Source organism: Streptomyces sp. NPDC051582, from assembly GCF_040681715.1.
GTDB lineage: Bacteria > Actinomycetota > Actinomycetes > Streptomycetales > Streptomycetaceae > Streptomyces.
In genome coordinates, this window is the sequence record NZ_JBFAZJ010000015.1 from 48494 (window position 1) to 61975 (window position 13482).

General features: G+C 72.2%; 11 protein-coding genes. 4 read left to right on the forward strand and 7 right to left on the reverse strand.

What is annotated here, in order from left to right:
- The 3 genes from mqnC to AB0M92_RS20615 form a co-directional block, all read right to left on the reverse strand.
- A complete protein-coding gene (gene mqnC / locus AB0M92_RS20605; protein WP_366103675.1) occupies positions 1–1200 on the reverse strand; it encodes a cyclic dehypoxanthinyl futalosine synthase in 1200 nt (399 codons plus the stop codon).
- Between the two features lie 72 nt (positions 1201–1272).
- On the reverse strand, positions 1273–3048 hold the full coding sequence (locus tag AB0M92_RS20610; protein ID WP_366103676.1) for a serine/threonine-protein kinase: 1776 nt from the start codon (positions 3046–3048) through the stop codon (positions 1273–1275).
- 233 nt (positions 3049–3281) lie between these two features.
- Positions 3282–4145, reverse strand: a complete 864-nt coding sequence (locus AB0M92_RS20615; RefSeq protein ID WP_366103677.1) for a menaquinone biosynthesis protein — start codon at positions 4143–4145, stop codon at positions 3282–3284.
- A 238-nt stretch (positions 4146–4383) separates the two neighbouring features.
- Here AB0M92_RS20615 and AB0M92_RS20620 point away from each other — a divergent pair, with 238 nt between their 5' ends.
- The gene (locus tag AB0M92_RS20620) at positions 4384–4587 is read left to right on the forward strand and encodes a cold-shock protein (RefSeq protein WP_030162033.1); all 204 of its coding nucleotides are present in this window, start codon (positions 4384–4386) and stop codon (positions 4585–4587) included.
- 189 nt (positions 4588–4776) lie between these two features.
- Here AB0M92_RS20620 and AB0M92_RS20625 read toward each other — a convergent pair whose 3' ends face one another.
- Positions 4777–6456 carry a hypothetical protein gene (locus tag AB0M92_RS20625; protein ID WP_366103678.1) on the reverse strand — a complete coding sequence of 560 codons (1680 nt, stop codon included), beginning with the start codon at positions 6454–6456 and terminating at the stop codon, positions 4777–4779.
- 667 nt (positions 6457–7123) lie between these two features.
- On the opposite strand from AB0M92_RS20625, the gene AB0M92_RS20630 reads away from it, so the two are divergent.
- A complete protein-coding gene (locus tag AB0M92_RS20630; protein ID WP_366103679.1) occupies positions 7124–7600 on the forward strand; it encodes an SRPBCC domain-containing protein in 477 nt (158 codons plus the stop codon).
- Positions 7601–7651: 51 nt separating this feature from the next.
- Here AB0M92_RS20630 and AB0M92_RS20635 read toward each other — a convergent pair whose 3' ends face one another.
- Positions 7652–8503, reverse strand: coding sequence for an AraC family transcriptional regulator (locus AB0M92_RS20635; protein WP_366103680.1), 852 nt, complete (start codon positions 8501–8503; stop codon positions 7652–7654).
- Positions 8504–8764: 261 nt separating this feature from the next.
- On the opposite strand from AB0M92_RS20635, the gene AB0M92_RS20640 reads away from it, so the two are divergent.
- Positions 8765–9238 carry a carboxymuconolactone decarboxylase family protein gene (locus AB0M92_RS20640; RefSeq protein ID WP_366103681.1) on the forward strand — a complete coding sequence of 158 codons (474 nt, stop codon included), beginning with the start codon at positions 8765–8767 and terminating at the stop codon, positions 9236–9238.
- Between the two features lie 63 nt (positions 9239–9301).
- Here AB0M92_RS20640 and AB0M92_RS20645 read toward each other — a convergent pair whose 3' ends face one another.
- Entirely contained in the window at positions 9302–11041 is a 1740-nt protein-coding gene (locus tag AB0M92_RS20645) for an AMP-dependent synthetase/ligase (RefSeq protein ID WP_366103682.1), read from the reverse strand.
- A 147-nt stretch (positions 11042–11188) separates the two neighbouring features.
- On the opposite strand from AB0M92_RS20645, the gene AB0M92_RS20650 reads away from it, so the two are divergent.
- A complete protein-coding gene (locus tag AB0M92_RS20650; protein ID WP_366103683.1) occupies positions 11189–12235 on the forward strand; it encodes an AraC family transcriptional regulator in 1047 nt (348 codons plus the stop codon).
- Here AB0M92_RS20650 and AB0M92_RS20655 read toward each other — a convergent pair.
- The gene (locus AB0M92_RS20655) at positions 12222–13421 is read right to left on the reverse strand and encodes a calcium-binding protein (protein ID WP_366103684.1); all 1200 of its coding nucleotides are present in this window, start codon (positions 13419–13421) and stop codon (positions 12222–12224) included. The two genes, AB0M92_RS20650 and AB0M92_RS20655, sit on opposite strands and share 14 nt — an antisense overlap.
- Positions 13422–13482: the final 61 nt, after the last annotated feature.

Genomic DNA, 13482 nt, shown 5'->3' on the forward strand with positions numbered 1-13482 from the left:
TCAGTTCGTGGAGATGAGCTTCAGCTCGGGGTGCGCCGTGCCGCCCTCGATCGCCGTCGACGAGATGTGCGAGACCACGCGGTCGTCGACCGGGTCGTTCGCCGGGTCGTCGTGCACGAGGAGGTGCTCGTACGTCGTCGCGCGCTGCGCCGGGACCCGGCCCGCCTTGCGGATCAGGTCGATGATCTCCTGGCGGTTCGAGCGGTGCTTCGCGCCCGCCGAGGAGACCACGTTCTCCTCCAGCATGATCGAGCCGAGGTCGTCCGCACCGTAGTGCAGCGAGAGCTGGCCCGCCTCCTTGCCCACGGTCAGCCAGGAGCCCTGGATGTGGGCGATGTTGTCGAGGAAGAGCCGCGCGATCGCGATCATGCGCAGGTACTCGAAGACCGTCGCCTGGGTCCGGCCCTTGAGGTGGTTGTTCTCGGGCTGGTACGTGTACGGGATGAAGGCGCGGAAGCCGCCCGTCCGGTCCTGCGTGTCCCGGATCATCGCGATGTGCTCGATGCGCTCGGCGTTCGTCTCGCCGGTGCCCATCAGCATGGTGGAGGTGGACTCCACGCCCAGCCCGTGGGCGAGCTCCATGATCTCCAGCCAGCGCTCGCCGGACTCCTTCAGCGGGGCGATCGCCTTGCGCGGCCGCTCCGGCAGGAGTTCGGCTCCGGCGCCCGCGAAGGAGTCGAGGCCCGCCGCGTGGATCCGCTTGATGGCCTCCTCCGCCGAGACGCCCGAGATGCGGGCCATGTGGTCGACCTCGGAGGCGCCGAGGGAGTGGATGACCAGCTGCGGGAACGCCTTCTTGATCGCGGAGAAGTGCTCCTCGTAGTACTCCACGCCGTAGTCCGGGTGGTGTCCGCCCTGGAACATGATCTGCGTGCCGCCGAGCTCCACGGTCTCCGCGCAGCGGCGCAGGATGTCGTCGAGGTCGCGGGACCAGCCCTTCTTGGTGTCCTTCGGGGCCGCGTAGAAGGCGCAGAACTTGCACGCCGTGACGCACACGTTCGTGTAGTTGATGTTGCGCTCGATGATGTACGTCGCGATGTGCTCGGTGCCGGCGTAGCGCAGGCGGCGCGCCGCGTCGGCGGCCTGGCCCAGCGCGTGCAGCGGGGCGTGCCGGTAGAGGTCGAGCGCCTCTTCCCTGGTGATCCGGCCCCCTGCGGCGGCACGGTCGAGGACAGACTGGAGAGCGGCCTGGTCGGTCACCGGTGCGTCACCTTTCGGCGGTGTCAAGAGGTACGGACCGATCCAGCCTACGCCAGGGCCCGTCGGCGGCTCTCAGGGGATGCGGGTCAGGTCGCCTTCGGGGTTTCCGGCCGGCCCGTCGCCCGACTTGTAGTGGAGCGTCCCGTTGGCGTTCAGGGTGAAGCGCTCGTCGGCGGAGCCGTTGGAGCAGATGCCGGGCGCCGGGTTGGTGCCGCCCGCCGTGTCCAGCACGAGGGAGCGGTCGGTGGCGGAGGCCAGCTTCCAGTCACCGCTGCAATCGGTGCCGAAGAGCGGCAGGACCGACTTGTCCCGGCCGACGATCTCGCCGACCTTGCCGGCCTTGATCGTGATCTCGAACTCGCTGGAGACCCCCGCGCGGGCGGTGGTGACCGTGCCCTTCCAGGTGCCGGTGAGCTCCTTGGGGACGTCGCCCCGGGTGCCGGCCGGCGCCCCCGTCGAGGGCTTGGCCGTCGAGGGGGTGGCGGAGGGGGTCGCCGACTCCTTGGGGGCCGGGGTGCCGGAGGCCGCCGCCGAAGGGGGCGTGGCGGCGGTGTCGCCCGACGCGTGCTGGCCGGTGCCGTCGCGGCCGGTCTCCCGGAGCAGCCCCAGCGCGTACAGACCGCCGCCGCCGAACACGGCCAGGACGGTCGCCGTGGCGAGGACCAGCGAGCAGCTGAACCGGCGCCCGGCCGCGTTGAAGGTGACCTGGCGCGCCCGGTCGGGGGCGGTGCGCGGCTGCGGCACCGCGCCCCCGCCGGTCTCGGTGGGGGTGTGCGCCGCGTCCGGGGGCGGCGGCCCGTAGGGCCCGTACGACGGGACGGCGCCGGCGGCGCTCCCGTACGAGGGGTCCGGCGCTCCGAACCCGACCGCGGGTCCGCCGTACGAGGAGGCCGTGAACGGGACCGGCCCGGAAGCGGGTTCGTGGCCGCGGGCCGCGCCGCCCTCAGCGGGCCCGATCGGCGCGGCCTCCAGGTCCAGCAGGGCCGTGGCGGCGCGGCTGGCGTCCTCCACCACCGGCGCGGGGAGCCAGCCGGGGGCGCGCAGGGCGCCGGCGAGCGCCTGCGCGATCTCGGCCGGGGCGGGCCGGTCGGCGGCGGCCTTGGCCAGGCAGGCCGCGATGAGCTCGCGCAGCGCGCCGGCCGGGACGGCGTCGAGGTCCGGCCGTTCGTGGACCACCTTGTAGAGGAGGGTCGCCGAATTGTCCCCGGTGAACGGCGGCTGCCCGGTGGCCGCGAACACGAGCACGGCGCCGAGCGAGAACACGTCGGCCGCACCGGTGACCCCCTTGCCGAGGATCTGCTCGGGGGACATGTAGCCGGGGGAGCCGATGGAGACGCCGGTGGAGGTCAGCGAAGCCGTGCCGTCCGTGGCGCGGGCGATGCCGAAGTCGATGAGCCGGGGGCCGTCGAGGGTCAGCATCACGTTCGAGGGCTTCACGTCCCGGTGGACCAGTCCCAGCCCGTGCACGGCCACCAGGGCGCGCGCCAGGCCTTCGCCGACGGCCCGTACGGAGCCCTCCGGAAGGGGCCCGTGCCCGGCCACGGCGCCGCCGAGCGAGGGGCCCGCCACGTACCCGGTGGCCACCCACGGCACGGCCGCTTCCGGGTCGGCGTCCAGGACGGGCGCGGTCCACTCTCCGCCGACGCGCCGCGCGGCCTCGACCTCGCGGCGGAAGCGGGCGCGGAACTCCTCGTCGGAGGCGAAGTGCGGGTGCACGATCTTGACGGCCACGGTCCGGCCGCCGGCGCTGCGGCCGAGGTAGACCCGCCCCATGCCGCCCGAGCCGAGCCGGCCGAGCAGCCGGTACGCGCCTATGGTCCGCGGTTCGCCGGCTTCGAGCGGCTGCATCGCGTCCCCCTCCCCCGTCGGTGCCTGAGCACTGAAGCACTGAGCGCTGACGGCCGGTCCCGGACCGGCCAAGAGCACCTTAGGGGGTGGGCGGCCCACCGCGGCGAGGTATTCCCCCTCGTGGACGGGAAAGCGAAAAGAGGGGGAATTCCCGGGAAACGGCATTTCGCCGAACCGGAAGCGAACCGGAAGCGGAACCAGAACCGGAACCGGCGGCCCCTGATCGGAAATGATCAGCAGCGCACGCCGTCCCCGTTCAGCAGCTCCACGGCGACGTCGGCTTCATAGCCCGTACTCGGTCCCGTACGACGCGCGAATTCCCTTACACCGGCCAACTGTTCGGGCCCGAAGCGGAAGTCGAGCGTCGTGAAGTAACGCTCCAGGAGATCGGCGTCGAAGGCCTCCCAGCGGGCCGCCTGCTCGGCGACCTTGGCGACCTCCTCCAGGGAGAGGTCACGGGAGTCGAGGAAGGCCTCGTGCACCTTCTGCACGACGAGCGGCTCGCGGGCGAGGTAGTCCTTGCGGGCGGCCCAGACGGCGAAGACGAACGGCAGTCCGGTCCACTCCTTCCACATCAGCCCCAGGTCGTGCACGTGGAGTCCGAGCCGGGGCGCGTCGTGCAGCGAGGCGCGCAGCGCGGCGTCCCCGATGAGTACGGCGGCGTCGGCCTCCTGCATCATCAGCCCCAGGTCGGGCGGGCAGGTGTAGTAGTCCGGCTCGACCCCGTACCGCTCGGAAAGCAGCAGCTGGGCGAGGCGCACGGACGTGCGGGAGGTCGAACCGAGGGCGACGCGCGCCCCGTCCAGCTGCTCCAGCGGCACCTGCGAAACGATCACGCAGGACATGACGGGACCGTCGCAGCCGACCGCGAGATCGGGGAACGCGACGAGCTGGTCGGCGTTGCGGAGGAACTCCACGAGGGTGATCGGACCCATGTCGAGCTCCCCCCGGACGAGGCGCTCACTGAGCTTCTCGGGGGTGTCCTTGGTCAGCTCCAGGTCCAGCAGCGTGCCGGTTCTGGCCAGTCCCCAGTAGAGCGGAAGGCAGTTCAGGAACTGAATGTGGCCGACGCGGGGCCGGCTGCGATAGACGTCCACATCGCGAGACTAGCCCCCGGGTCTCCGTCAGCCTTCAGGCGGCCCTCAAACGTCCGGGTGACGTGATCTTTCCCTCTGGTCTCCGCCACAGGGTGCGTGCTAGGCTCGTCCGCAAGTTGCAGTTTGGTTTCCCTTGCAGTACGAGGCCTGCGGAGAATGTGACCCGCAGGCTTTTGTAGTTTTCAGACTTCTTAGCAGGTTCTGGAGCAGGGCGACCCTTTGGCCCATAGGAGGGCTCATGGCTACCGGAACCGTGAAGTGGTTCAACGCTGAAAAGGGCTTCGGCTTCATCGCCCAGGACGGCGGCGGCCCGGATGTCTTCGTCCACTACTCCGCGATCAACGCCTCTGGCTTCCGCTCCCTTGAGGAGAACCAGATGGTGAACTTCGACGTCACGCAGGGTCCGAAGGGCCCGCAGGCGGAGAACGTCACCCCGGCCTAATCGCCTGGGCCAACCTAATCGCGGTTGGAAAAGCAGTACCCAAGGAGCCCTGCCTCCCCCGTGCGAACGGAGGAGGCGGGGCTCCTGCCTTTTCCTCCCGGGCGGGGGACGGGGCGAACGCGGACCGCCCCCGGTCACCGTCGAGACGGTGACCGGGGGCGGTCCGTGTGCGTGTGCCGACCGGACGGCTTACGGGGCCGGCGTCGTGGCCGGGGCCGCCGTGATCTTCAGGTCCAGGACCAGGACCACGTTGTCCTTCGTGATCAGGCGCAGGTGGTACGTGCCCGGGGCGACGTCCGTGGTGAACAGCTCCGGCAGCGCGATCTTGCCGTCGGCCCCGGCCGGGGCCAGGAGCAGGCTCGTGACCTTGTTGCCGTCCTTGTCCTTGAACCAGGGGCCCTTGGACTTCGCCGGGTCCACGGGGACCCACGGCCCGTCCTCCTTGGTCCGCTCGACGAGTCCGGCCGTGACCTGCGTACCCTCCACGGCCTTGCCCTGCGCCGTGGCCGTGAACTCCAGGCCCTTCAGGCCCTTGCCCGCCTCGACCTCCAGAGGCTTGTCCGCGCCCGCGTCGGTCCGGGCCAGCTTGTCCGCGACCGGGGCCGGCTTCGCCGTGACCGTACCGGTGAAGTTCACCGTCAGCTGCGCCTCGGTGTTGTACGCCGCCACCCGCAGGGTGAAACCGCCCGCCTTGGCACCGGCCTTCAGGCCGGGGAGGGCCGCGACGCCCTCGGAGTCGGTCTCGACCACGAGGAACGTCTTGCCCTCGGCGCCGATGGAGGAGCCCGTGGTGTCGTCCTTGAGCTCGAACAGGATGGGCTTCGCGGCGGCCGGCTTGCCGTCGCTGAGCACCGCCTTGATCCGCGGGACCGCCGTGAACGCCGAACCGGCCTCGGCCTTGAGCTCCGCGCTGCCGAGCAGCTCCAGCTTGGCCAGGGTCGGCGTCGGCGTGGGCTTCGGCTCCTCCGGCTTCGGCGTGGGCTTCGGCGTCGGAGTCGGGGTCGGGGTGGGCTTCGGGGTGGGCGTGGGCTTCGGGGTCGGGGTGGGAGTCGGCGTGGGCAGCGTCGTCGTGGGCGGCGTCGGGTAGTTGCCGACCGGCGGGTTCGGCACCCCGGCGGCGCCGTTCTGGTACTGATGCATGTACCCGAGCACCGTGTTCACGTACTCGCGCGAGTTGTTGTAGCTGAGGATCGCCCGGTCGAGCTGCGCCTGGTCCGAGAGGTTGCGGTCGCCCGCGCACAGGTAGAGGCCGGCGCCCAGCGCCGCGTCGTAGATGTTGTTCGGGTCGCGCTTGGAGTCCCCGTTGCCGTCGGCTCCCCATTTTTCCCAGGTCGAGGGGATGAACTGGAGCGGGCCGACGGCGCGGTCGTAGACGGCGTCCCCGTCGAACTCGCCCTTGTCGGTGTCCTTGATCTCGGCGAACCCGTTGCCGTCGAGGCGCGGGCCGCGGATCGGCTTCTCGGTGTAGCCGTCGTTCTTGAGCCCGTAGCCGGAGGCGTGGACGGACTCGACGCGGCCGATGCCGGCGAGCAGCTGCCAGGGCAGCTTGCAGCCGGGGAGCGCGGCGGCCACGGAGATCTCGGCCCGCTTGTACGCGTCGAGGGCGGTCGCGGGTATGCCGCTGGCCCCCTCGCCGGCGCCCGCACCCGCGGTGGGCGGTACGGCCGGATCGGCGAGCGGGTCGGGCAGATCGAGGCGGGCGTCGCCGCGGTCGGTGGCCTGGGGGCTGTCCGGGGTGGGCTCGGACTCGCCCGCGTCGGCGGTGGACGTGTTGGTCACCACCGCGGCGGTCGTCAGGCTGGCCGCGAGCGCGGCCGTGCACAAGACCTTGCGCGAGGTGTTGACGAGGTGACGGTGAAGCGGCTTCACAGTGCGGCGATCCCCCCAAGGCGGCCGACAAGGTATACGACGGCGGGTCGAGCCGTGGATATCCGTGGATATCCACTGTCTATCAGGTATTCGGATGCGACTCACCGGCACCCGGGCAGATGTGACACACCATTCGTCTCGGCTTCACCGGCTCCTCACGGCCATCCGGACAAAGGGCGTTGGTCCATGGTGAAAGGCACCAAAGACCTACCGTTTGGGCCGCCTTGGGTCCTTAGGGTGATTTCATGGCGACCAGCACCGAGAACGACCGGCGGCGCGAAGCCCGTGAACGACTGCGCGCGCAGCGGGAGCAGGCGGGCCGCCGCACGAAGCTGCGCGGCAGGCCGCCGGTCGGCGGGGCGGTCGTGGCGGTGCTGGCGATCGCGACGGGGAGTGCGGTGTTCGCGGCCGGCTCCAAACCCTCCGGCGGTGACGGGCCGTTCGTCCGGCCCGCGCACACCACCGGGAGACCGGCCTCGGCAAGACCTTCCGGGGGACGCGGACGCGGGCGCGTTCCGGGTCGAGCTCACGCTCAACTCGGGCAAGGGGATCGAATCCGTCACGCCGGAGGCGTTCCGGAAGCTGGTCGCGCAGAACCGGAAGGCTTGAGGGGGCGGGCGGTGCGCCACGGCCGGATCCGGCGCCTCCGGTCCTACGGTGGGATGCCATGACCACCATCGAGCCGGTTCGCGTCCCCGATCTGTCGGACCGCCCCCACGAGCTGACCGTCGAACGGTCGATGATCGCCACCGAGCACACCCTGTACGCGGGATGGACCGAGCAGTTCGACCGCTGGTTCGCGGCTCCCGGCTCGGTCCTGATGCGCGCCGAGGTGAACGCGCCGTTCTTCTTCGAGACGGAGTTCGCGCCGGAGCCCGAGGGCCCGCGGACCAGGCACCCGCACTACGGGCGCTTCCTGCGCCTGGTCCCGAACCGGCTGGTGGAGCTGACGTGGGTGACGGGCCGGGGCGGTACGGAGGGCGCCGAGACGGTGGTCACCGTGGAGCTCCTCCCGCACCCGATCGGCACCCACGTACGGCTGACGCACGCCGGGTTCCCGGACGAGGCGGCCCGTGACCGGCACGTGGTGGCCTGGGAGCAGGTGCTGATCCGGCAGGACGAGGCGCTGACCGGGGAGGAGTGAGGCGGCCGGCGGCCGGGGCGGACGCCGGGGCCGGACGCCGGGGCCGGACCCTCAGGCGTGCTCGGGCTCCACGGGGAGCCAGAGCTCGGCCTCGGCCTCGGTGTTGTCCGCTGACATGCGCACGCGCAGGATCTCGGGGCCCGTGCGGCTGCGGTACGGGTTCGACGGGAACCATTCGGTGAACACGTCGCGCCACAGCTCCTGGATGGCCTGCGGTGCGGGTCCGGAGGTGGTGAAGACGGCCCAGGTGCCGGCCGGGACGGCCAGGGAGCCCTCGCCGGCCGTGATGACGCCGTGGTAGTAGTCGAGTTCGGTGCCCTCGGCCCGGCTGGGGTCCAGGTCGTCGCAGACGGCGACGATGCCCCGGGGCTCCTGGTCCGAGAGCTCCCGCAGACCCTCCAGCGTCTGCGGGTCGATGCTGCGGACGAAGTCGATGATCGCCTGGTTCGGACCCGCGTGGACCAGGGGCACACGGGCCTTGGGTCCGGCGACGGCGAAGGCCGGCTTGTCCACGACGCGATAGCGCATACTGCTGCTCCCTTCGATGGTGAGACGGAAGGCCATCCGGGACTGGGAGCTGAGCGCCGCGCCCGTGCGCCGGGCCTCACCCGGCCCGACGCCGTGCATGGCACGGAACGCGCGGGCGAACGCCTCGCCCGATCCGTAGCCGTGGCGCACGGCGATGTCGAGCAACGTCGCGCTCCCCGTCAGCACTTCGGCGCCCGCCACGGTGAGCCTGCGGCGACGGATGTACTCCGACAGCGGCATGCCCGCCAGTGCGGAGAACATCCGGCGCAGGTGGTACTCCGAAGTGGCCGCGATGCGCGCCAGCTCGTCCACCTCGATCGCCTGGTCGAGACGGCTCTCGATGTGCTCCATGGCCTGGTTCAGCCGCTCCAGCATTCCCGGTGTCCTTCCTCTTTGCGATCACCACGCTAGGCGCCGCCCACCATGGCGGACCCGACATTGCGTGCCCGATGAAGTCGGGTGCCCGCCCCGGCACCGGCCCACCGCGACCACGCCGCGAAGCCCCCGCCCGCCCGCCCGCCGAACAGGTGACCCGCGGCTCCCCCGACCGTGTCGGCCGGCCGTCACATTCAGCGGGCTTGTTCCGTCATTGCTGTACGACGGTCCGCACTCCACACGGCACACAAGGAGATCACGATGAACGCCCGACTCGACTTCTTCGGCAACGCCCTCGCCGCCAAGTTCTCGCGCTACATCAACTCGGCGGGCAAGGTCATCTCGGACTCGGCCCTGCCGCCCGCCACGCAGGAACTGGTGAAGCTGCGGGCCAGCCAGATCAACGGCTGCGGCTTCTGCACGGACATGCACTACAAGGACGCGGTGCACGCCGGGGAGGACGCTCTGCGCCTCAACCTGGTCGCCGCCTGGCGTGAGGCCACGGTCTTCACCGACGCCGAGCGGGCCGCCCTGGAGCTGGCGGAGCAGGGCACGCGCATCGCCGACGCGGCCGGCGGGGTCTCGGACGAGGCCTGGGCGAACGCCTCCAAGTACTACGACGAGGACCAGATGGTCGCCCTGGTCTCCATCATCGCCCTGATCAACGCCTACAACCGGATGAACGTCCTCGTCCAGCAGCCGGCGGGCGGCTACCAGCCGGGCCAGTTCGGCTGACCGGCCGGCACCGCCCGCCGCCCGCCGCCCGCCGCCCGCCGCAGAACCGCGCAGGCCCCGCGCCTACGCGTACAGCGCGTCGATCTCGGCCGCGTACCGCTCCGCCACCGCCGTGCGGCGCAGCTTCAGGGTCGGGGTCAAGGTGCCCGCCTCGATGGTGAACTCCTCCGGGAGGACGCGGAAGGCGCGGATGCGGGCCGGGCGGGAGACCGTGGCGTTGGCCGCCTGGACCGCCTCCTCGACGAGGGCGCGGACCGCGGGGTGGGCAGCGGCCGCGGCCAGGTCGAAGGACTCCAGGCCTTCCCGGCGGGCCCACGCCCCGATCTCCTCCGTGTCCAGGGTGATCAGGGCGACCGGGTGGGGCCGGCGGTCACCGATGAGGACCGCCCGCGAGACGTACCGGGAGCGCTGGACGGCGAACTCGACCTCCGTCGGCGTGATGTTCTTCCCCGCCGAGGTGATGATCAGCTCCTTCTTGCGGCCGACGATCGACAGGAACCCGTCGGCGTCCAGTTCCCCCAGGTCCCCGGTGTGCAGCCAGCCCTGCGCGTCCAGCGTCCGGTCCGTGGCGGCGGGGTTCGCGTGGTAGCCGGGGAAGACCATCGGTCCGCGGACCAGGACCTCGCCGTCCGGCGCGATGCGGACCTCGCAGCCCGCGATGGGCTTGCCGACCGTGCCGTGGCGGGTGGCTTCCGCGTGGTTCATGCTGATCAGCCCGGCGGTCTCGGTCATCCCGTAACCCTCGTAGATGGTGATCCCGCAGGCCCGCAGGAAGTCCATGGTCGCCGGGGCGATCGGCGCCGCGCCGGTCACCGCCTGGTTCAGCCGGCCCCCGAAGGCGTTCCTGACCAGCGAGTACAGGTTCTTCTCCGCCTCCTCGTACGCCGGCCGGTCGGCCTCCGGGAGCCGCCCTTCCGCCGCGAGCACCCCGATCCGCACCGCCTCCCGGAAGCGCTCGGCGCCGCCCTCCTGCGACTCGGCCATCGACAGCACCACCGAGTGCACCTTCTCGAACAGCCGCGGCACGGACGGCAGATGGGTGGGCTTCGCCTCGGCCAGCTCGGAGAGCACGTCCTCGATCCGGCCGCCGAAGTAGCACAGCTCCCCGCCCGCCAGCAGGGTCGTGAACTGGATCAGCTGGGCCAGCACGTGCGCCAGCGGCAGGTACAGGTACGTGGAGTCGCCCGGTCCGCCGTGGATCAGCGGGCGCGTCGCGTCCTGGATGGCGCCCATGTTGCCGTGCGTGAGGCGGCACCCCTTCGGCAGGCCCGTCGTCCCCGAGGTGTAGATGATCGACGCGTCGCTCTGCGGGGTCACCTGCCGCGCCCGCTCCCGCAGTTCCGCCTCCGGGGCCGCTTCCATGTCAGCCAGCGCGTCCATCCGTACGACCGCCCGCAGGGCGGGCAGCTTCGCCCGCAGCGCCTCCACCCGGTCGGCCTGCGCCGCGTCGTCGCAGACGACGGCCACCGCCTCCGCGTCCGAGAGGACCCAGGCCAGCTCCTCCTCCCCGGCCGTCGGGTAGACGGGTACGAGGACGGCGCCCGCCGCCATGATCCCGAAGTGGGTGTACGTCCACGCCGGGCGGGTCTCGGCCAGGACCGCCACCCGCTCCCCGGGCCCGACCCCCAGCCCGATCAGCGCCCGCCCGGTGCGCCGTACGCGCTCGCGCAGCGCGGCGTACGTGACGGTGGCCCAGCCTCCGTCCCCGTCCGGGTCCCGGTGGCGCAGGGCGGTCTCGCCGCCGTACCGCTCCCCCGTCCACTCGGTGAACACCGCCAGCGTCTCCGGTCGCACAGCGTCCATCGCGTTCGCCTCCCTGGGGCCGGTACGGCGTACGGCGCACGGCGCGCGTACGTCCGACCGACGCTAGGCAGCCAAAGCCCCCGTGCGACATGACCGGAAGCGTCACGACCCCTGACCCGAGCGCTCATCCGGGCTACCGTCGGACCCATGGGGAGGCGGACGATCACCGTGCACCATGTGCGTGCCGTGCTCGCGGGGGCGGCGCGCGGCGGCATCGACACCGTGCCGCTGCTCCAGGAGGCGCAGATCCCGCCGCTGCTGCTCGGCGACGACCGGGCGCGGATCACGCCGGCGCAGTTCGCCCGGCTGTTCCGGGCGCTGTACCGGACCACGCAGGACGAGTTCCTCGGCCTGTCGGCGGTGCCGAGCCGCCCGGGCACGTTCGCGATGATGTGTCACGCCTCGCTGGGCTGCCGGGATCTCGGCGCGGCCGTGGAGCGCGCCGCGACCTTCTACGGCCTGTTCCCGGGCGGTCCGGAACTGCTGCTGGAAGTGACCGGCGCCGAGGCGCGTTTCACGGTGCGCAACGATTTCGCGCGGGACGAGGAGCGGTTCCTGACCGAGTGCGTGCTCACGATCTGGCACCGGCTGAGCAGCTGGCTGATCGGGCGGCGGATCCCGCTGGCGTACGCGGCGTTCGCCTATCCTCCGCCGCCGCACGAGGCGGAGTACGAGATCCTGTTCGACTGCCCGGTCCGCTTCGGGGCGGACCGTACGGGGGCCGCCTTCGACGCGCACTGGCTGGCCGCACCGCTCGTACGGGACGAGGCGGCGCTGGACGCGATGCTGCGGCGGGCCCCCTTCGACCTGCTCTCGCGCCCGGAGTACGGGACGACGGTCGCGGAGCAGGTCCGCCGGGCCCTGGCGGGGCAGTTGCGGACCTCTCCGCGGCTGCCGGCGCTGGGCGAGGTGGCGGCGCGCCTCGCGGTGTCCCCGGCGACGCTGCGGCGCCGGCTCCGGCAGGAGAGCACTTCGTTCCAGCAGCTGAAGGACCACGTCCGGCGGGACGCGGCGATCGCCGGGCTGGCGGAGAGCACCGAGTCGATAGCGGAACTGGCGGCCCGCCTCGGCTTTTCGGAGGACACGGCCTTCCACCGCGCGTTCCGCCGCTGGACGGGCACGACCCCGGGCGCGTACCGCATCGCGTCGGGGCCCCTCCGCCCTTCCGGCACGAGACCGCCTAGGGGATGTTGACGGTGGTCTCGCAGCGGACGGCGACGTTGGCGGTGCCGCCCTGGCCGTCGCAGAAGTCGACGTTCGCCCCGCCGTCGAGGAAGTCGTCGGCCGGGCCTGCGAAGATCGAGTCGTTGCCGGCCTGACCCCGGAGCTGGTCGCGGCCGCCCGCCGTGCCGGCGGTCGCGTTCCCGTCGAAGTCGGAGTTGTCGCCGAACAGGGTGTCGTCGCCGCCTCCGGCGTCGATCGTGTCGTTGCCGGCCGAGGTGGTGGTGGCGTCCGCGACGGAGCTGTCGCCGATCAGGGTCTCGGCCGCGGCGCCGCCGATGATCCGGTCGTTGCCCGCGCCCGTGGCCCGTCCGCCGGCCGGGTCGCCGATGTTGTGGTCGCCCAGCGCGAAGATGCCGCCGTCGGTCCCGAGGTCCAGGAGGTCGTTGCCACCGCTGCCGACGGCCGCCGTGATGCCCTCGCTGTCTCCGATGAGGGTGTCCCCGGTGCCGGGGCCGCCGCGCAGGATGTCGTCGCCCGCGCCGGTGCCGGTCCCCTGGACGGGCGAGGCGGAGTCCCCGAGCAGGCCGTCGTCCCCGGCGCCGCCGTCGAGGAGGTCGTTGCCGCCTCCGGTGGCGTCGCCTCCGAGGGCGACGCTGTCCCCGGTCACGTGCTCGTCGTCGCCCTCCTCGCCGAAGAGCCGGTCGTTGCCGCCGCCGATGGCCGTACCGGCGGCGTTGCTCCTGGAGTCGCCGGTCATGAAGTCGGCTCCGGGCCCGCCGTACATGACGTCGTTGCCGCCGCCCGAGGCGTTGCCGCTCTCGGTGAACGAGTCGCCGACCAGGTCGTCGTCGCCGGCGCCGCCGCGCAGTTCGTCGTTCCCGCCGCCGGAGGCGTTGCCGGAGGTGACGGCGGTGTCACCGCGCAGGACGTCGTCGCCGGCGCCGCCGTCGAGCCGGTCGTTCCCGGTCCCGCCGACGAGCCGGTCGTTCCCGCCGAGCCCGCACACGAGGTCGTTGCCACCGAGCCCGTTGACGGTGTCGGCCCCCGCCGAGCCGACGATCACGTCGTTGCCGGGCGTGCCGGTGAGCGTGCCGCTGCCGGTGATGGTGGCCGGTACGCCGAAGCAGGTCACGGGCGCGGCGGCTCCGGCGACCGGCATCCCGAGGGCGAACAGCGCGGCGGTGACGACACCGACGGTGATGAGGGGGCGAGCCATGCGAATCCTCCGACGACGGTCAGCAACGACATCGCAGCACCCCTCCCACCGGAGCCCACCC

What these genes read in the sequence shown, in the direction of transcription:
- AB0M92_RS20610 (WP_366103676.1), bottom strand. Translation starts at nt 3,048, where the DNA reads ATGCAGCCGCTCGAAGCCGGCGAACCGCGGACCATAGGCGCGTACCGG.
- AB0M92_RS20620 (WP_030162033.1), top strand. Translation starts at nt 4,384, where the DNA reads ATGGCTACCGGAACCGTGAAGTGGTTCAACGCTGAAAAGGGCTTCGGC.
- AB0M92_RS20630 (WP_366103679.1), top strand. Translation starts at nt 7,124, where the DNA reads ATGACCACCATCGAGCCGGTTCGCGTCCCCGATCTGTCGGACCGCCCC.
- AB0M92_RS20635 (WP_366103680.1), bottom strand. Translation starts at nt 8,503, where the DNA reads ATGCTGGAGCGGCTGAACCAGGCCATGGAGCACATCGAGAGCCGTCTC.
- AB0M92_RS20640 (WP_366103681.1), top strand. Translation starts at nt 8,765, where the DNA reads ATGAACGCCCGACTCGACTTCTTCGGCAACGCCCTCGCCGCCAAGTTC.
- AB0M92_RS20645 (WP_366103682.1), bottom strand. Translation starts at nt 11,041, where the DNA reads ATGGACGCTGTGCGACCGGAGACGCTGGCGGTGTTCACCGAGTGGACG.
- AB0M92_RS20650 (WP_366103683.1), top strand. Translation starts at nt 11,189, where the DNA reads ATGGGGAGGCGGACGATCACCGTGCACCATGTGCGTGCCGTGCTCGCG.
- AB0M92_RS20655 (WP_366103684.1), bottom strand. Translation starts at nt 13,421, where the DNA reads ATGGCTCGCCCCCTCATCACCGTCGGTGTCGTCACCGCCGCGCTGTTC.